12 protein-coding genes are annotated in these 20650 nt (G+C 43.4%); all 12 read left to right on the top strand.

The features are described 5' to 3' along the window. The first annotated feature begins 101 nt into the window (after window positions 1-101). The 12 genes from H8B17_RS08460 (at window position 102) to H8B17_RS08405 (ending at window position 20649) form a co-directional block, all read left to right on the top strand. On the top strand, window positions 102-3275 hold the full coding sequence (locus tag H8B17_RS08460; RefSeq protein ID WP_190308759.1) for an efflux RND transporter permease subunit: 3174 nt from the start codon (window positions 102-104) through the stop codon (window positions 3273-3275). Window positions 3276-3285: 10 nt separating this feature from the next. After that, entirely contained in the window at window positions 3286-4758 is a 1473-nt protein-coding gene (locus H8B17_RS08455; protein ID WP_190308758.1) for an efflux transporter outer membrane subunit, read from the top strand. Window positions 4759-4821: 63 nt separating this feature from the next. Further along, window positions 4822-5709: a helix-turn-helix domain-containing protein gene (locus H8B17_RS08450; RefSeq protein WP_190308757.1), complete on the top strand. Its 888-nt coding sequence runs from the start codon at window positions 4822-4824 to the stop codon at window positions 5707-5709. A gap of 23 nt (window positions 5710-5732) precedes the next feature. Next, window positions 5733-6392 carry an SDR family NAD(P)-dependent oxidoreductase gene (locus tag H8B17_RS08445; protein ID WP_223816444.1) on the top strand — a complete coding sequence of 220 codons (660 nt, stop codon included), beginning with the start codon at window positions 5733-5735 and terminating at the stop codon, window positions 6390-6392. A gap of 267 nt (window positions 6393-6659) precedes the next feature. Beyond that, entirely contained in the window at window positions 6660-7259 is a 600-nt protein-coding gene (locus H8B17_RS08440) for an RNA polymerase sigma factor (RefSeq protein ID WP_190308756.1), read from the top strand. Between the two features lie 65 nt (window positions 7260-7324). Next, window positions 7325-8506, top strand: a complete 1182-nt coding sequence (locus H8B17_RS20815) for a FecR family protein (RefSeq protein WP_190308755.1) — start codon at window positions 7325-7327, stop codon at window positions 8504-8506. Window positions 8507-8767: 261 nt separating this feature from the next. Then, on the top strand, window positions 8768-12085 hold the full coding sequence (locus H8B17_RS08430) for a TonB-dependent receptor (RefSeq protein WP_190308754.1): 3318 nt from the start codon (window positions 8768-8770) through the stop codon (window positions 12083-12085). Between the two features lie 12 nt (window positions 12086-12097). Beyond that, window positions 12098-13939, top strand: coding sequence for a RagB/SusD family nutrient uptake outer membrane protein (locus tag H8B17_RS08425; RefSeq protein ID WP_190308753.1), 1842 nt, complete (start codon window positions 12098-12100; stop codon window positions 13937-13939). A gap of 68 nt (window positions 13940-14007) precedes the next feature. After that, complete coding sequence (locus tag H8B17_RS08420) at window positions 14008-16410, top strand: glycoside hydrolase family 31 protein (protein ID WP_190308752.1); 2403 nt, start codon at window positions 14008-14010, stop codon at window positions 16408-16410. Window positions 16411-16413: 3 nt separating this feature from the next. Next, entirely contained in the window at window positions 16414-17871 is a 1458-nt protein-coding gene (locus tag H8B17_RS08415) for an alpha-L-fucosidase (RefSeq protein ID WP_190308751.1), read from the top strand. Beyond that, window positions 17868-18878, top strand: a complete 1011-nt coding sequence (locus tag H8B17_RS08410; RefSeq protein WP_190308750.1) for an SGNH/GDSL hydrolase family protein — start codon at window positions 17868-17870, stop codon at window positions 18876-18878. The genes H8B17_RS08415 and H8B17_RS08410 overlap by 4 nt, the downstream gene beginning before the upstream one ends. Beyond that, window positions 18832-20649, top strand: coding sequence for an alpha-L-fucosidase (locus H8B17_RS08405; protein ID WP_190308749.1), 1818 nt, complete (start codon window positions 18832-18834; stop codon window positions 20647-20649). The genes H8B17_RS08410 and H8B17_RS08405 overlap by 47 nt, the downstream gene beginning before the upstream one ends. Window position 20650 lies beyond the last annotated feature (1 nt).

Here is a 20650-nt window from a genome sequence, read left to right as displayed (position 1 = left end):
TTAAACTGATAAAAGCTTAGGCTTTAATTTATGTCTCTCTGTGTCAAATATAAAATATATGGACAGACAAGGGAGGCCATTAAAGAACGATTTATATACATATGAAATTTAGTCACATTTTTATAGAAAGACCGATTTTTTCCGCGGTGCTGAGTGTCTTGGTGCTTATTGTGGGAGGATTGGCTTTCGTGTCGTTGCCCACCTCGCAGTTTCCTGATGTCGCGCCACCCACCATTGAAGTGGTGGCGACGTATCCGGGCGCGAATGCGAAAACGCTTTCTACCACCATTGCGGGACCACTGGAAAAGGAGATCAATGGTGTAGAAGACATGCTCTATATGACATCCCAGTCTTCGGCCGACGGTCGTGTCATCTTACAGGTGACATTCAAACTGGGGACAGATTTGGATAAGGCTCAGGTGCAGGTGCAGAATCGTGTCGCTATTGCAGAGCCGCGTCTTCCGGAGGCCGTAAGGCGTCTTGGAATTACCACCAAAAAAGTGTCTCCAGATATGCTGATGGTGATCAATTTGTATTCGCCCCGAGAGACGTATGACCAGACGTATATGGGAAACTATGCCGTTCTCCAGATAAAGGACGAGCTGGCAAGAATCAGCGGTGTTGGAGATGTGCAAATGTTTGGAGCGGCAGAATATGCGATGCGTATATGGTTAGATCCGGATAAAATTGCAGCCTTAGATCTGAATGCTTCTGAAGTGGTAGCGGCTATAAGGGCACAAAATGTGCAGGTTGCCGGCGGTACGCTTAATGCGTCACCGACGACCAATCAAACGGCTTTTGAGGTGAATATAGAAACGCAGGCCAAGCTTGTTTCGCCGGAACAATTTGAAAACGTTATTATTAAAGCGGGCGACAACGGACGTATTGTTCGGCTGAAAGATGTGGCTCGCGCGGAGTTGGGAGCACAAAATTATACAACCCGGGGGTATTTAGGGGCGCAACGCTCCGTTGCGATGACGGTGTTCCAGCAGCCTGGTGCGAATGCACTCGAAACAGCGGGCGAGATTCAGCTTAAAATGGAAGAAATTTCCAAGCGATTTCCGGAGGATCTGGAATACAAGATAGCGTATAATCCGACCAAGTTTATTCAAAAGTCGATCGATCAGGTTTACCATACGATTTTCGAAGCCGTTTTACTGGTGATTTTTGTCATCCTCTTATTCTTACAATCGTGGCGCGCGGCGATCATCCCTATTCTGGCTATTCCGATCTCTTTAATTGGAACGTTTGCAGCCATGCAGGCGTTAGGGTTTTCGTTGAATAACTTAACCTTGTTTGGGCTGGTGCTGGCCATCGGGATTGTGGTGGATGATGCCATTGTGGTGGTAGAGAACATGGAGCGGTACCTGCGAAAGGGATTTTCACCGAAGGAAGCGGCTGTTAAAACGATGGATGAGGTAGGGGGAGCCTTGGTGGCGATCGGGTTGGTGCTCATTGCTGTATTTTTGCCAACGGCTTTTCTGGATGGTATATCGGGCCAGTTTTATAAGCAGTTCGGTTTAACGATTGCCGTGGCGACTGCAATTTCTGTGTTTGTTTCGCTAACGCTGAGTCCGGCGATGGCTGCTCTGCTGATGCGGCATGAGGAAAAGACGGATACAAAAAAAGCGTTCTTTCTGTTGAGACCTTTTATATACCTGGGCGATAAGTTCAATGTCTTTATGGAAAGGCTTTCGGATAAATATGGAAGAGGTGTTCAACGGCTGGTCAGGACTTCGAGCATGGTCTTGCTCGTGTATGTTGGCCTTATTGTGCTTACAGGGTTTGAATTTAACCGGATTCCGAAGGGATTTATACCGGCCATGGATCAACAATATTATATCACGGTTATTCAGCTGCCGCCGGGTTCTTCCTTGTCTAGAACGGACGAGGTGGTGAAGAAGGTTTTGGATGTATCGTTGCAGATTGACGGGATTGTCGACGCGGTTTCCTTTACCGGATTTGATCCGACATCTTTCACGATGGCATCCAATTCGGCCGTGGTATTTCAAACCCTCGATGAGTTTGAAGCACGCGACCGGAAGGGGATTAAATATGAAGATCTACTGGAAAAGGTACGCGGAGAGCTGGGGCAGATCAGTGAGGCGATGGTATTGGTTATCCCACCACCACCGGTCAGTGGGATAGGGAATGCAGGCGGATTTAAAATGATGATCCAAGATCGGGAAAATGTAGGAACGGATAAGTTGATAGAAGCTACGCATGCACTAGCGGCGGCAGCAAACCAAGACCCGGTACTAAGTAATGTGTTCACCTTTTTTAATAACCAGGCGCCTCAGCTTTTTCTGGATATAGATCGTGTAAAAGCGGAAAAACTAAAACTAAATGTGCAGGATGTGTTTGAATCGCTCGAAATCTACATGGGATCGACGTTTGTAAACGAATTCGACTATTTGGGCAGATCGTTCCAGGTGACAGCGCAGGCGGATGCTCCCGATCGTTTGACACCGGAGGATATCGCGAAGATTAAGGTGCGTAATCAGGAGGGAGCCATGGTGCCGTTGGGTACGATTGCTAAGCAGGAGGAAATGGCTGGGGCATCACGGATTCCAAGGTTTAATATGTATCCTGCGGCGTCGTTAAATGGCGAGTTTGCACCAGGATATAGTTCGGCGCAGGCGCTCGAGCGCATGGAGGAGCTTGCGCAGGAGGTTTTACCGCAGGGAATGTCTTTTGAGTGGACCGAGATTGCCTATCAGGAGAAGGCAGCGGGGAATACGGCGGCTATTGCATTCGTGCTGGCTGTGGTGTTTGTTTTTCTTTTATTGGCGGCGCAGTTTGAAAGTTTGATTTTACCCCTTGCGGTGATTCTGATTGTACCTATGGTCTTACTCTTTGCCATGATAGGCGTGGATATAGCGGGTGTGGGAAATAACATCATGGTGCAGATTGGTTTGGTGGTACTGGTCGGTTTAGCAAGTAAGAATGCCATATTGATCGTGGAGTTTGCAAAACAGTTGGAGGAACAGGGCATGGAATTGAAGACGGCGGTTATCGAGGCTTCTAAACTGCGTTTACGGCCCATTTTGATGACGGCACTCGCTTTTATTTTGGGCGTTGTGCCGTTGGCACTTGCTACGGGAGCTGGTGCAGAATTGCGCGTTTCATTGGGGATTGCGGTGTTCAGTGGTATGCTTGGTGTAACGGTATTGGGTGTTTTTCTTACGCCGGTATTCTATTATTTAGGCAGAAAGCTGAGTGCGAAGTATAAAAAGGAAAAAACAGAAGCAACAAATGATGGGTCAAATCTATAAAAATTATCACATGAAAAATCTGTTAATGCTGGTCTTATCTGTAGGGATACTTGTTTCTTGTGGTATTCGGAAACGAGATTATAATGAAGTGCCTGCTGTGGTTGTAAAAGAAGATTTTCTACCGATGGATGTGGCAGATGCAGCATTTAAGAACACGGCTATTGCCGTAGAATGGTGGGCAGAATTTAAAGATCCGGTGATGGATGCGCTTATTGAAAAGGCGAGAAACCATAATTTGGATGTGAATACGGCGATAGCAAATTTCCATGCATCTCGAGCGATGCTAAAGAACACGAAGTTCGACCGCTTGCCGACCATTACGACAGGCGGGGATTATACCAGAACACGGATGGGTGAAAATGTATTTATTCCGGGGCAAAACCTAACCTACAGCACGTATAGTGCTGCCTTTGATTCTTTTTGGGAAGTTGATGTTTTTGGAAGAGTTTCGGACAGGATCAAGGGTGCTTATGCGAATCATCAGCAGGTGTTGGCTGATATGCACGGCGTTTATATCCGTATTTTTGCAGAGGTGGCCAATAGCTACCTGGAATTAAAAGGGACGCAATATTTACAAGATATTGCCAAGCGAAATCTAAAAGGGCAGCAGGAAACCTATAATTTGACGGTGAAGCTTTTTGAGGCTGGTACGGGCAACCGTCTTGATGTGGCACGGGCACTGGGACAACTGGAAACTACCCGTGCGAGTATGCCTCCATTGGAGGCTAGGATCGAAGCGTTGAAAAACAGTATTAGCGTGCTGGTGGGCGAGGTTCCGGGCAATTTAGACGCCGCGGTGCTGGAGAAACAGCCACTGCCGAGTTTGCCTGCGTCTATCGCGCTGGGTGATGTGCAGGAGATGCTGCGACGTAGACCTGACGTAAGACTTGCGGAGGCAGTTTTACAGGAACGGATCGCAGGGTACAATATTTCGGTCGCCGAGCTTTATCCCAAGATCGATTTTGGGGGTTCTATCGGGTTTTCGGCAGTGGATTTTTCGAACTTTGGTACCACAGGATCGTTTACATGGAGTATATTCCCACGAATTTCTTGGGCAGCTTTCAATTTGGGTCGGGTAAGGCAACAGATTAAACGGGACGACGCACGGACAGTGGCTGCAGTGAATCAGTATGAAAAGACTGTTTTACAGGGGCTCGAAGAAATTAAGACGGCATTGAGTAATTATACGCAGGAAATCCGAAGGAGGGAGGTGCTCCGGACATCTACGCAGGCGAGCGCACAAGCGGCCGAGTTTGCGAAGCAGCGATTTAATGGGGGGCTGGATAACTTTATTGATTACTTAAGTGCAGAACAGACCTTACTGGCTGCAGAAAACGCTTTGGCATTAAGCGAAATATCGTCTGCGACGGCATTGGTAGCCATTTATAAGGCTTTGGGTGGCGGATGGGAGATCATCACGCAGGAGGAGGTAGATCAGAAGTTTGAAGCGATGGCGCATTCTTCGACCGATAATAACAATTAATTTATGATATTTGTAAATAAGGCCTTGTGGTGCTGTAGTTTACCGAGATAAAGATATTTTTTAATGAAAAAGACGGATATTCCGGTTTTTGAAACTTTTAATGATTTTTACCAGGCTATTGGATTTCAGCATAGTAGCAGCATCCCTGATTTCGATATTTGGCACGCCGAAAGTTTAGAACCTTCGGCAACAAGATGTATGGCACCCTATCGGCAGGGGTTTTTCCAGATCGGCTTGTTGAGCGAGTATGGTAGTACGCAGTTTAATTTGAATACGAATACGTTGAATTTAGGGGGGTATCCTTTACTGTTTGTCATTCCGGGGCAAATATTTTCGTGGGTACGAGACAAGGACTTGGCGGGTTTCTTTATTATGTTCAAGAAGGAATTCCTAGGGAAATCGTTTCCAAATTTGCTGGATGATTTTCCGTTTCTGAAACTGACGGAAAATAAGGATTTAGTGCTGACCGAAGAGGAGCATAAAACATTGTTATATGATATGAAGAGAATCCATTCGGTGTCCCAAAATCCGCACCCCTATCAAGAAAGGATGTTGGAAGGGATGCTCGGCTCTTTGCTTTATTTCTGTAAGGCAATTTTTGATAGAAACAAGACAACGGAGTATCACTTGTCGAGATCGCAGGTAATATCAAATAGGTTTGAAGTGTTGGTAGATAAAATGTATGTAGATACTAAAAATGTAGGCGATTATGCCGATAAACTTAATATTACGCCTAATTACCTGACGACAACGGTAAAAAAATTCACGGGTAAGAGTGCGAAGGATATTATAAATGAGCGATTATTGCTTGAAAGTAAGAATTTGCTTAAATATTCGGGACTGGATATCGCGGAGATCGCGTATCGGTTAAACTTTCAGGAACCGACTCACTTTACCAGATTCTTTAGGAAATTAAGTGGAATAACGCCCAATCAGTTTAGAAAACAGTAAGGACTTTACGCAAAAGAAAGACGATGATGAAAGAGAAAAATATTGCATTAGTGACCGAAGCGGGCAACGGTTTGGGAAAAACATTTGCAGACCTTTTATTGGAACATAATTATAGTGTAATTCTTGCCGCCTGTGGCGAAAGTTACAAGCTTCTAGCGGAAAAAAATGATTTTGCTGCCGGCTGCGAGCTTCTTGAAGTAGACTTTACTTCGGAGACAAGGTTAACCGAACTGTATGAACGGATCCAATCTTCGTGGGGTAGGTTGGATTTGCTGGTCAATAACGCGGAAATTGTAAATGGCTTCGGCCAAAAGATTGATCAAATAAAGCTATGTGAAGTTAAGGCGCTTTATGAAGTAAATCTCTTTGCGGTGATTAGGCTCATCCAAGTGCTAAAACCTCTTCTCGATGAAAGTATAGCGCCTAAGATCATCAATATTACAAGTGCGTTGGGCGATATTACCAAAATGACGGAGGAAGAGTTTTGCTATGCCAGTTATAATTTAACGGCTTATGCAACTTCGAAGGCTGCGCTGAATATCTTTACGGCACTTCTGCAACGAGAACTCGAACCGTCCAAAATAAGGTTACATACATTTGATCCGGTGTTAATGGAAAATTGTACTTACAATTCCGTCGTGGTTTGTAATGGTGTAAAGGACGAGTTTATTTCGTTAATTTGACAAGAAAATAACTTCGTTAGGATGGGTGCTAATTAAAAAACACCCGAAAGCGTGTGCTTCGGGTGTTTTTATTCCTAATATTATCAGTGGGTTACGATGATACTATTTGATGTATTTAAATAGAGGCTCGCGTACCCTGCGTCGTTATAAGGACCCATCGATCGTGAGGTAAGTTTTTATGATAGTGCTAAAATATTAGTGAAATTTTGTGCTATATTTGATCTTGATATCAATGGTGGTTAAATCAACCAACAAAGCTAATCGACAATGATAAACGATCAAAACCTATCCGAACACGAGACTCTTCTTCGGCTGCAGTCAGGAGATGAAGATGCTTTTCGTATACTCTACGAGCGTTATAGTCGGCTTATATATGGCAATATTATGCAGTTCGTCGGTGATGAATCTGTTGCGGACGATCTGCTGCAGGATGTCTTCGTGAAAATATGGGAACATCGTGCTTCCGTTGATCCTAACTTGTCGTTTTCGGGGTATTTATTTACGTGTTCAAGAAACATGGTCTTCAATTTTAAAAGAAGACTGAAATTGGAAATTGAATCTGCCATTCACCTCGCCTATGACAGTACCGAATTGGTAGAGTCTGTAGATAATATCCTTCATAAAAAGGAAGTTCAGAAGCTGATAGAGAATGTGGTCAGTCAACTTCCGCTCCAGCGACAACGAATTTTTAGGATGTGTAAATTGGACGGAAAAAGTTATCAGGAGGTCGCTGAAGAATTACAGATTTCAGTTTCAACCGTTCGAGACCACATTGTAAAAGCGAACAAATTCGTTAAAGAGGGATTAATGTATGAAGGAAGCTTTTCGTCTTTACTGCTTTTTTTCTTCTATATGGGCATTTCTTAAAAAAAATAATAGATAGAGCAGACCTTTTTTCATTTGTCGGTGTATTTATTAAAAATAGACCGAAAGTGGATAACGATAAATCTAATATACGAGCGCTGCTACAGCGATATAAAGAAGGCAAATGTTCGCGCGAAGAGTTAGAGCGCCTTCACAAGGCATTGTCTAATAATAGCGACGATGTTGATAAGGCATTATGGGAAAGTCTTCTACAGGAAGTTGATACGACTAAGCTGAATGATCAAAAATTTGAGGTTCTCTATCAAAAAATATCTTCAAAAACGAGAATAAAGCCTCAGGCGCAAAAAGTAAAGCGGTTGATTTCGTTTTGGGCTGCGGCCGCGGTCCTTATCATTTGTTCGTTCGGACTTTATCTATATAATGAAACCCTCCAGAAATCTACGCTCGACACACCGCAAAATACAAAACTTGATGATGTAATGCCTGGCTCCAATAAAGCCGTGCTTAAAACGGCCGACGGAAGTATCATTGTTCTTAACGAGGCACAGGATGGTATTATTATGGGTGATGAGATTACCTACACAAATGGGGCGGAGGTGGAGCAGGTAACTGAAACTAGGGATGAGATGGAGGTTCTGTATGAACTTTCTACTCCAAATAGTGGTACTTATCGGGTTACTTTGAATGACGGAAGCATCGTTTGGCTGAATGCTGCATCCAAACTAATCTATCCGTCTAAGTTTAGTAGCCATGAACGGAAGGTGAGAATTGAAGGAGAGGCGTATTTTGAAATTCAAAAAGATCCTAGGCGGCCATTTAAGGTTACCAGTGGAGATCAAACGGTGGAAGTACTCGGTACAACGTTTAATATTAATGCTTATCCCGACGAGCGTGTTGTACGTACAACTTTGGTAGAGGGAAAGGTAAAGGTAGGGCAGAACGGGGCTTTTTCATCGTCGGTATACTTACATCCCGGGCAGCAATCTATTCTTAAACAGGGCAGTGAAATATCGGTGAAAGAGGTTCATCTGATGGCGCAAGTTGGATGGAGAGAAGGTTTGTTTTACTTTGATGAGACAGCACTGGCGGATGCCATGCTCCAAATTAGCCGTTGGTATGATATAGAAATTAGGTACGAGGGAGATGTTTCGCAGACCTATTTTTATGGACAGATATCGAGAAGTAAATCACTTAAAAATGTACTGAATATACTGGAAGAGGGCAACGTACGCTTCCGGTTAGCAAAAGAAAAAACGAAAAACGTATTAACGGTGCTATCTGCACAGTAAATGGAATGACTTCGTTTTTGATTGTAAACTTAATAAATGATTAGAATGAAAAGAAAACCAACTTGATATTGTAAGATTGAGAAAAGCAAAAAAGGCAGTGCTGGGGGGCACTACCTAAAATTTTGAATGCTTTTATATGCCGTAAAAATGACGGCTTGTAGTCAACCATTATAAAAACAATACAAAACATACAAATATATGATTTTTTATCCTTGTGTTAAAGCCCGTTATTGGACTTTAATTCGCCGAATATTCGTTATTATGAAGCTGGTGATCGTATTTCTATTCATTGCCATGTTGCAGGTTCATGCAAAGGGAACTGCACAGGCGATAAACCTAAAAGTAAAGAATTTAACACTTAACGAGGCCATGCGAAGTATTCAGAAACAGAGTGGATACGCTTTTTTCCTGAATGGAAAGGCAATAGCAATTTCACGCGTGAATGCAGAAATAAAAAATGAAACGCTCGATGAGGCCATGGACATGCTATTAGAACCTTTGAATCTCGAATGGGTTATCAAAGATAAAACAATAGTTGTCAAACGTGGTCGTGCCAAGACGAGCAATGAACCTGTGATACAGGTTCCTTTGCAACGAGGTATAACGGGGCGGGTAATGGATGGACAAGGTACACCGCTTATCGGGGCAACGATCTCTGTTAAAGGTGAAACGATTAGTACGACCTCAAATAGCGAAGGGGCGTATCGAATAGAAGTGTCTGATGCAAAAGCTGTTTTAGTTTTCTCCAGCGTGGGATTTACACCTTCTGAAAAGCTAGTCGGTGAAGAATCTGTTATCAATATTATTTTGAGAGAAGCCGTTAGCGATTTGGAAGAAGTTATGGTGGTTGGATATGGTGTGCAGAAAAAAGAAACGGCCACGGGTGCGATTGCTTCTATTAAAGGTTCGACGATTGCTTCCTCGCCAGCAACTAATGTGACCAACAACTTGTTGGGTAGGGTACCAGGTCTAAGCGCAATTTCACCGAGTGGGGAACCTGGTCGAGATGGCGCAAATCTACTGATCCGGGGTTTAAATACACTCGGTAATAATAGTCCGCTTATCGTCGTGAACGGTGTTCCTAACCGTAGCTTTGAACGTATAAACCCAAATGATATTGAGAGTATTACGGTGCTAAAGGATGCCGCTGCCGCTATTTACGGTGCACAGGCGGCCAACGGCGCCATCATCGTCACGACAAAAAGAGGGAACTCGGGTAAACCTAGGATCAATCTTGATCTTGGGATGGGACTGAATCAACCTACACGCATACCGAAAATGGCAGATGCTGTACAATACACGACTTTGCTGAATGAACTGGAATACTATAAAAAACCGGATGGTGGGTGGTATCAACGATTCACCGAAGAAGATATCAAGTTATTCGGTGACGGATCCGATCCTTGGGGACATCCCGATACGGACTGGTTTTCGGAAACACTGAAACCGTGGTCGGCACAGCATCAAACAAGTATCACCCTATCCGGCGGGTCAGACAATGTGCAATACTTTATTTCGGCAGGCGAGAAGTATCAGGATGCTTACTATAGAAAAAGTTCATCAGATTATCGTCAATATAATTTTAGATCAAATGTGGACGCGAAAGTGAATAAGTATATCGATGTCGCATTTGATGTTGCTGGTCGACTGGAAGATTATAATTTGCCGACAAGACCCACTGAAGATATTATCTGGTCGATGATTACCAGAGGAAAACCAAACATGCCGGCTTATTGGCCGAATGGAGATCCTGGACCTGATATAGAGCGCGGCGATAATCCCGTTGTAATCGTTTCGGATGCGCCCGGGTACGATAAAGTAGATAATTATGTGTTCGAAGGGAATTTTCGGGCAAATATTCGTATACCTTGGGTAGAAGGGCTCACGCTCACAGGTAACGCTGCTTATGACCGTTCTTTTCGTCTCCAAAAGGTATTTAATAAACCTTGGTATTTATATACATGGGATGGAAATCCTGATCATGTAACGACGAGAGGAAAGCGTGGTTTCGATTCTGCACAATTGACGGAAAACTATTCGGGAGGAGACAATTACTTGTTGAATACGTTTGCTACCTATATCAAATCATTTGATACAGAGCATAATATAAAGTTGATGGCAGGGATGGAAACGCGTGGCGGAAGAGGGAAGAACTTTGGTGCATTTCGACGGAATTTTATTTCCGATGCTATTGAAGAGCTCTTTGCGGGGGCGGAGGATCAATTTATGTCTAATTGGGGATCGGCATCCCATAATAAATATATGAGCTATTTTGGCCGTGCGAATTATGATTTCAAAAACAAATACTTGCTTGAATTTTTATGGCGCTACGATGGTTCGTATATGTTTCCCAAAGATAAACGGTTTGGTTTCTTTCCCGGTGTATCTCTGGGATGGCGGATTTCGGACGAAGATTTCTGGAGCGATAACTTGGCTTTTATTAATGACCTAAAATTAAGGACATCATGGGGACAAACCGGTAACGACCGTATTGCCGAATACCAGTACCTCGCTACATACGGATTCTCTGATCGAAATTATGGATTCGGCGTTCCGACAATCGATAACAAGTTGCTGGAAGAAATGAAAATTCCGAATCCGAATGTAACCTGGGAAGTGGCAAACCAATTTAATGTCGGATTTGACACCTATATGTTTGGAAATAAATTCTTTTTGGAATTTGATTATTTCAATAATCTGCGATCGCAGATTCTGGTGACACGGAACGCTTCTGTACCGGGAAGTACAGGATTGGTTTTGCCACCGGAAAACATCGGAAAAGTAAGGAACAAGGGATTCGAATTTCATATCGGCTATCAGGATAGTAAAAGTGATTTCGATTATTCGATAGCTTTTAACGCAAGTTATTCCAAAAATAAGATTGTGTTTTGGGATGAAACTCCTGGTATACCGGATTATCAACAGTCTACCGGACGTCCGATGGGTTCCTCACTCTATTACGAAGCCATTGGGATCTTCAAAGACCAAGCGGAAATTGACGCGCATCCTCATCTCCCTGGTGCGGCACCTGGCGATATTATCTTTAAAGATGTGAATGGCGACCAGGAAATAAACGGATTGGATAGGGTGATGAATACAAAGTCAAGTATGCCTAGGTTGTTAGGTGGGTTGACCTTGAATTTCAGCTATAAAAAGGCAATTGATATGAGCATTTTCTTTCAAGGGGCTGCGGATGGGGTGCAGTATATTGACATGGTGGAATCTGGCGACTGGGGAAATTATTATCAATTTTTTGCAGAAAACCATTGGACGCCAAACAACATGGATGCCGCATACCCCAGAGCGTATAACCGATCTGAACCTTATTGGACGAACTCTGCGAATACATTTTGGCTAAAACCGACTGACTATATCCGTTTGAAAAATATAGAATTAGGATATAGTTTCTCGCAGAATTTAACCGAAAGGATCGGCGTGGAAAGATTACGTATTTATGCGAATGCGTTCAACTTATTTACGGTGGACAAACTAAAACATTTTGATCCGGAAGCGATTAAAACCAGTCGGTCATATCCGGCGCAGCGAATCATTAATATGGGGATTGGTTTAACTTTTTAAAAGATAATGGAAATGAACAAGCTATTTATTAAAACAATCATATTTTTTTGCCTATGCCTCCATCTGGCATGTGATAAGGATTTTCTGGATTTGGATCCGTTGGGAGAATATTCAGAAACCAATGTGTGGAAAGATTTAAATCTGGCGGAAACCTTTGTAAATAAAATGTATATAAACGTCTTCGGAACACCTTTCGCTGCTTGGCGTCTCTCCGATTATAGCGACGAATCCCACTTTGTGCCGGATTGGGGTACGGGAAATTTTAATAAGGGATTAATTACTTCGGATGATTTGTATACTTGGCCTGCAACCTATGCTACGGCTCATTTAAACTGGAACGCGCTGTATGCCAATATCCGGCAAACCAATATATTTTTTTCAAAAATCGAGGAGATTGCGGCTGATGATCCGGATTTTTCTAACCGGCTGAAAGGGGAAGTTTATTTTATGCGTGCGGCCACTTATCATTATTTGACAACACTGTATGGTGGTGTTCCGATCATTACGGATGTATACGGATTAAACGACGATTTTTTTCTTCCGCGGAATAACTATGCGGAATGTATTGATTTTATTGTTTCACAACTTGATAGCGCTGCTGCGTTGTTACCCGAAAGTTATTCGGCAGACAAAGCGGGACGGATCACGAAAGGCGGCGCACTGGGGTTTAAAGCAAAAGTATTGGTTTACGCTGCAAGTGACCTGCATAATCCTGAGAAAAATGGTGCCATCCTCCATGGTTACGCTCATCCTGAATTGTTAGGTTACACGAACGGTTCTTCTGCTGACCGCTGGAGATCGGTAAAGAATGCTGCTAAGGCAGTTATCGATATGCAAACCTATAGTTTATATGCTGCTGAGCCGACCGAAGGGGATTCTATTCCACAGACGATTGCTGATTACTTCCTTATGAAAGAATTGACAGCGGAAGATATGATAACGATACACTATACACCTAAAACTTCTACGGGTGGATGGGTAGATCCTGTTATTGCCTCTAATCCAAATGGATATCATGGAACAGGAAACCAAAACCCTATAGGCGATTTAGTAGACGATTACGAAATGAAAGACGGTTCCAAGTTCGACTGGAAAAATCCAGTGCACAAAGCAAATCCTTATTTAAATCGTGACGCCCGGTTTTACGCTACGGTACTTTATGAAGGGGTGCAGTGGGCGACTCGTCCTTCGGATGCACTGGTTATGGATCCGTATAGTAGGATTCAGACAGGATATGTCTATAATACCAAAGGTACCTTAATCAAAGCTGGCCTCGACACAAGGAAGGGGCCTATTGAGGATTGGAATGGTAGTTATTCTGGATATTATCTCCGTAAAGCGGTTGATCCCACCATTTCACCTACAGATGGAAAAAAGCAAGATATACCGTTTCGGTATATGCGGTATGCGGAGATATTGTTGATTTACGCAGAGGCGTGTAATGAATTGGGTGAGGACGCGGAAGCAAGGGATTATGTCAATATGGTGCGTAAGCGCGTGGGACAACCCAATTTGCCTGAAACGACCAGCGGAAACGCCTTACGGAAGGCAATTAGACAGGAGCGTCGTATAGAGTTTGCTTTTGAGGATCACCGCTTTTGGGATGTTCGACGGTGGCTTATCGGCCCGGAGGCTTCTCATCAAACACACGGAGTCGATATTCGTTATACTGTCGATAAAACACAAGTCGCGTCCTATCGACAGGCTGATGGATCGACATGGGGCACGCCTGTGTTTAACCGTATTCAGATTCCCGGTGATTTGAGAATCTGGCATGACAAATTGTATTTTTTCCCCATTATGCGGGACGAAATACTCAAAAATGATTTACTCATCCAAAATCCAGGTTATTAATCGGTCTATTAACCTGTTGTCAATAGGTTGTGCGGTGCATGTCGCCGTACAACTTTAATTTGAGAAATATGATGAATATAAAATGGAAGCGCGCTCTCCGGAAGGGCTGGCTGGCGATGATAGCACTAAGCTGTTCGTTGGGTATGCGTTCTTTTGGGCAAGGACATACGATCGAACTCGCGAATGGCAAATTTCTAAATATACAAGCATGTAATGACCAAACGTTCAGAATAAGGGTCTCGTCATCGAACAGTTTCTCCGAAACGCTTATGGAGCGCTATGGTATTGTAAAGAGAGATTGGGTGGGTAAAACAAATATAAAGAAGTATGGTTCGGATTACTGGCTAATAACAAACCAAAATCAGTTGGAAATCAACGGGAAAGATGGAAGTATCACCGTTAAATCGCGCTCCGGGGATAAAATCATCACCCGTTTGTCGGTCTTGGAAAAGGAAAATAGAACATATAACGCATTGTATGAATCTTTAACGGATTATGAGCAAGCGTTGACAAAAAAGGAAATTATCGGAGATACCACGAGAGAAGATGGTGTTTCGGAGCGTCTAAAACAGACAAAAAGCCAAGTAGAGCCGGCTATACTTCGTTTGTCGATTGCGCCTGAGGAACGTTTCTATGGTGGTGGTGCGGCTAGCCGTAAAGCTATTCAGCATCGAGGATCGCTCTTGCGGATATGGGCCACGTATCAGCAGTCGGATATGGTCGCACCATTTCTTGTTAGTTCACGGGGTTGGGGCATATTTAACAATACAACTGCTTTGAACTATTTTGATGTAGGGCATTTTGAAGAGAACCAACTGTACGTGTACAATACGGATGCAACAGTCGATTTTTATTTGATGACGGGACAATCTTTAGAAAATACGATCGACTTGTACACGACAATAACGGGTAAGCCATATTTGTTACCCAAATGGGCTTATGGATTAGCGTTCGGAGGGAATATGATGGAAGATCAATTCCGGATGTTGGACAACGCTGTACGGTTCCACCAGGAAAATATTCCGGTTGATGTGTATTGGATCGAACCGCAGTGGATGGATAAATTTTACGATTACTCCACGGAGAAGGATTGGGATCTGTCCAAATTTCCGGCGTATTTTTTCTGGCAGAAGGGCGAAGGAAACCGTTATGAGAACAAGCAACTGTTTTTATCCAAATTACGTCAACTAGGTTATCATGTAGCCCTGTGGTTGTGTATTGATCATGATCTGAGTATCGAAGAGGAAGATCATTTGGCTGCCCAGTACGGTGGTAAACAGTCAGGAAAAGCACATTGGTTTCCTCATCTGATGAAATTTGTTGATCAGGGGATTGATGGATTTAAGCTCGATCCGGGACGTACACTCGACGAGCACCCCGATAGAGTATATTACAATGGATACACGGATCGGGAAATGCACAATTTAAATCAAGTGCTATTGCCAAAACAGATGTACCGTATTTTCCGCGATCACAAAGGAGTTCGATCTTTTCACCACTATTGTGGAGGATATGCTGGAAGCCAACATTGGGGAGCGTCTACCGCTGGAGACAATGGTGGTGGTCGGGACGCGCTCTATGATCAACTCAACCTGGGGTTGAGCGGATTCCTTAATACTTCCGCGGATGTACTGGACGCGGTAGAAGATGTGAAAGCAGGTTTCCATTTTGGCTTTTTTCTACCATGGGTACAAATCAATAGTTGGGCAAGTATGCATTATCCATGGTATTTTTCGCCCGAATATAAGGAAACGTTTCGTTTCTATGCACAGTTGCGTAACAGCCTATTGCCGTATATCTATTCGACTGCCATACACGGCAGCCAAACGGGAATGCCCATCCTACGGGCAATGCCTTTGGTATTCCCACGAGATAAGGAAGTGGAAAATATGACGACGCAGTTTATGTTTGGGGAACATCTATTGGTCAGTGCCTTTACGGATTCAGTCTATTTGCCTGAAGGTAAATGGGTGAATTACTGGTCGGGCGAAAAGGTAAAGGGTGGGCAGACCGTCTCGCCGAGGATTCCTGCACATACCGGTGGTCAGCTTTTTGTGAAGGCTGGTGCCATTATTCCGTTTCAAAAGCCGATGCAATATGTTGATCAAAATCCGTTAGACACGCTTATCTTAAAGGTATACCCGGAAGGGAAAAGCTCCTATATATTATTGGAAGATGACGGTGAATCGTTTGATTTTGAGCAAGGTGCAATTTCGAAAACACATTTTGAATGTCATGAAAAACGTAATGAGATCGAATTCACGATAGCTCCAACCGCTGGTGCTTATAAAGGCATGCTGGATAGGCGAGCGTATGAGATTGTGTTTAATATAGATCGTAAACCGAATCGGATAGAATTAAATGGTCTGACCATCCAGACGTGGGAAATGAAGGACGGTGTATTACACGTCTTGATTCCCCAATCCGATATTCACAAGCATCAGTTGTTAAAAATTTCAATGGAAGATTAGTTTATGAAATATGTTATAATGTTATTATTGACGGCTGTCTGGAGCGGTAATGCACTATGCCAATCAATGGAAAACGATTGGGATAAAATGAATCGGTCAAAAGAACATGCATTACGGGAATTCCAGCAGCAAAAATTCGGTTTGTTCATCCATTGGGGGTTATATGCTATTCCTGGCGGGGTGTGGAAGGGGAAAACAATGGAAGAAATGGGGATTCCGAGTGTGGCCGAATGGATTCAGTTGGTTGCGAAGATCCCCAGAGGGGAATATGCTGATTTAGCCGTTTCATTTAACCCCGTCGATTTTGATGCGGATCATATTGTTACCATGGCCAAGCAAGCTGGAATGAGATATCTCGTCATCACGAGCAAACACCACGACGGTTTTGCACTATTTGACTCGAAAGTTAGTGATTTTGATGTGATCGACGCGACTCCGTTCAAACGGGATATTGTACGGGAATTGTATGAAGCTTGCAAAAGGCATCAGTTGGAGTTTGGCGTTTATTACTCTCATAATATTGATTGGGCGGATGGGGCCGATGCCCAATACGCCACAACGAAAGCAGCCAACGATCGGATTGGTAAGGATACAGATAGCTTCGGCGCAAATTTATGGGATCCGAGCCCAAATTCTTTTACTTCTTATCTTAGAAATAAAGCCATCCCGCAGGTTAAAGAATTGCTGGAACAATATCCGGACATCCGCTATATTTGGTTTGACATGCCGGGGCTTATGACACCGGAACAGAGCTATACCTTTTATAAGACGGTATACGACATTAACCCGAACGTTATTATCGCGGAACGTATAGGGAACGAAATGGGCGATTATGCGATCCCTGGAGACAATCGTATACCTGATGCTGACGATCAATTTGATAGGCCTTGGGAAGCCATCGGTACCTTTAACCATTCCTGGGGATACAAAGCGTACGATCAGGATTGGAAAAGTGTGGATGAATTGCTTTACTGGCTGGTCGAAATCGCGAGTAAAGGTGGTAACTATATGCTGAACATTGGTCCTGATGCCAAAGGAAATGTGGCATCGATGGTTATGAACAATCTACAAAAACTCGGTAATTGGATGGCGGTGAATAACGAAGCAATATATGGTTCCAAGCCTTGGAAAGTGCAACGTGAAGGTCCGACGACCGTGCGTATAACAGATACCGAACAACGCGAAAAAGAAGGGTTTAAAGCTGAATTTACATCGGAAGATTTTTGGTTTACAGAGCGGGAGAAGTATCTGTATGTGTTATCGCTCGAATTGCCTGAAAGTCGGGTAGCGGTTGTTAAAAGCTTGGCCAGCGGAGAAATTGATGTGAAACAAGTGGAGATACTGGGCGTAGGCAAAGTCGCTTTTAGACAAACAGAAGAAGGGCTTACGATAAAACTGCCAAAATCAGTTCGGAAATTGCCCAAAGGGTACACTTTAAAAATAACACAAAGCTCGTCATGAATCGTATCTATGTTGTTTTTGTTTTCTTTTTAGGGATCACAGTCACCGACAGTGGGTGGGCTCAATCGCTAAAAGGGGCTTTCCCTATAAGCGCCGCTCAAAAAATAGTGTTCCTGGGGAATAGCATAACCTATGCTGGTCATTATGTGACACTGTTCGAGAGTTTTATGATAACGGCGTTTCCAAAGGCAACTACTCAAGTGATCAACTTAGGGTTGCCGAGTGAAACTGTCTCGGGACTTAGTGAGGATGGTCATGCTAATGGAGCATTTATTCGGCCGTGCCTCTTTAACCGCCTTGAAAACATCACCGAACGGATGACGCCGGACATCGTTTTTGCATGTTATGGTATGAACGACGGAATCTATCAGCCTTTTAGCGATTCGAATTTTCAGCGCTATAAAGAAGGAATGATAGCCTTGTATAAGCGGCTTAAAGCGGCGCAGATTAAACGGATAATCTTCATCACACCAAGTATACATGAAGATACTGTCTTGGGGTTTCATGGCTATAATCTTGTGCTTGATCGATATGCGCAATGGTTACTTGATCAACGAAGGGAGAGAAACTGGGAAGTAATAGATACCCATTTTCCTATGCAGAAATATGTAATAGCAAAAAAACGGCTAGAACCTAATTTTAAATTATCGGAAGATGGTATCCATCCTGGATTGGAAGGTCACTGTCTAATAGCGGAATGTATCATTCATTATTTCGATGATACGTTTGCAGCAAAGGATTTTCTATCCGAATGCCTGGACAGTACGTCTTATTACGCGCATCTTTATACATTATTGGAGGTGCGACAGGAAATACAAAAAAACGCATGGTTGACATATACGAAACACGAACGACCGGGGTTACCGGTGGGGCTTCCGATTGATAAGGCAAAAAAAGAAAGCATGCGCATCCAAAATAAAATACAAAAATTACAAAAAACGTCACATAAACGCAGGAACTATGAAATATCAGATCATCATTTATCTACTTCTCTTACTATCTATTAAAGGTTTATATGCTCAGACCAAATCCGAGCCTTTTGAAGGTGTTCCGGGATGGCTGGAAACACAGGAAAAGCGCTTAGCTTGGTTCCAAGATGCCCGCTTCGGTGTATTTATCCATTGGGGGCTATATAGTGCTGCTGGCGGTGTTTTTAAAGGTGAAACGTATCCGCAGCATTACGCGGAATGGATACAGACTTGGGGTAAGATTCCCAGTAAACAATACACGGAACATTTAAAACCTAAATTTACGTTAGGGGAATTTGACCCAAAGGAATGGGCACAGTTGGTCAAAAAGTCGGGGGCGAAATATATGATTCTTACCTCGCGACATCACGAAGGCTTTAGTTTATTTAATAGTAATCAACCCTTTGCTTTGCACAATGATGTTACGGGGACGGCGAATCTTTCACCTGCTGGACGTGATCTATACCGAGAGATTATGGATGCATTTCAGCAAGAAGGACTAAAGACAGGAGCGTATTACTCTTTATTGGATTGGCAACATCCGGATTCGTACGAGGCCTTCCAGTTAAATCCAAACTCTACGGATCATGTTCCTGACCACGAGCGATACAAGGATTATATGTACGGTCAAATCAAAGAGCTGGCTAATAATTATGGTCAACTGGATGTACTATGGGCTGATTTTAGTAATAAGGAACACGAAGGTGAAAGCTGGGGGACGAAACGGATCTTGACGGATCTTATTAAATGGCAACCGAATATATTGATCAATAATCGGTTTTGGAATGGGTTAGAAAACAAGAATGGCGATATTGGAACGCCCGAGAAATATGTGCCGCCAACAGGTATTAGCGGGACCAATTGGGAAGTAAATTATACGATGAACGAAAGTTATGGTTATAGTACGCATGACCAAAACTGGAAAAGTTTCCCACAAATTATGCGCCTGCTGGTGGAAACCGTTAGTAAGGGTGGGAATTTTCTATTAAATGTAGGGCCTGACGGTAATGGCAAAATTCCTGAGCAAGCCGTGGAAATATTGGAAAGAGTAGGAAAATGGATGTCCGTAAACGGTGAATCTATTTATGGAACACAGGCGAGTCCTTTTAGAAAATTGGATTGGGGGTATTGCACGATAAAAGGGGACAAACTTTATCTACATGTATTTGATGTTCCGCGGGGTGGTGTCATTAACGTACCGTTAAAAAATACCGTAAAAACTCTCTACGAGATGGGGTCGGAAGATAGTTTGATAGAAGCCGTTTCGCAAGAAATGGGTACGGGAATTTCTATACCGTCGTTTTCGCTGGAGGATGGACCAAAGGTGTTGGTGATGGAAGTGGAGGGAGCACTCGAATTGGAAGAGAACGTGGCACAAGCACTATCGGACGGAAGGATTGTCTTGTCTGCCGATAACGCGGATATCCATACAACCCATGGGATGAAGATAAGTGGTGCGAGACATGATTTTAAACGTCCTAATGCCCTCGCCGGATGGATCCATACCGATGATAAAGTATCTTGGAAAGTAAAGGTACAACGGCCGGGGCAATATGACGTACTGATTCAATATTTGCCCCTATCAACCGTTGGTGGAACAGTGGTTTTCCATACAGCAGGTAGCAAGGTGACGTATAGCTTTGAACCCAAGGAAGGACGATCGTTTGAAGAAGCAAAAATGGGAACAATCGAAATACCGCAAAAAGCAATAGGCGAACCATTTGTTCCGTTTGTGCTTGAAGCGGCCATAATCGATGGAAATGGTTTACCGGAGATTAGTTCCGTAAGTCTTGTGCCAAAAGAAAATTGAT

The organism is Sphingobacterium arenae (assembly GCF_014692505.1).
Classification (GTDB): domain Bacteria; phylum Bacteroidota; class Bacteroidia; order Sphingobacteriales; family Sphingobacteriaceae; genus Sphingobacterium; species Sphingobacterium arenae.
The sequence above is the reverse complement of the archived record's forward strand: the minus strand, read 5'-3'. Positions and strand labels throughout refer to the sequence as shown.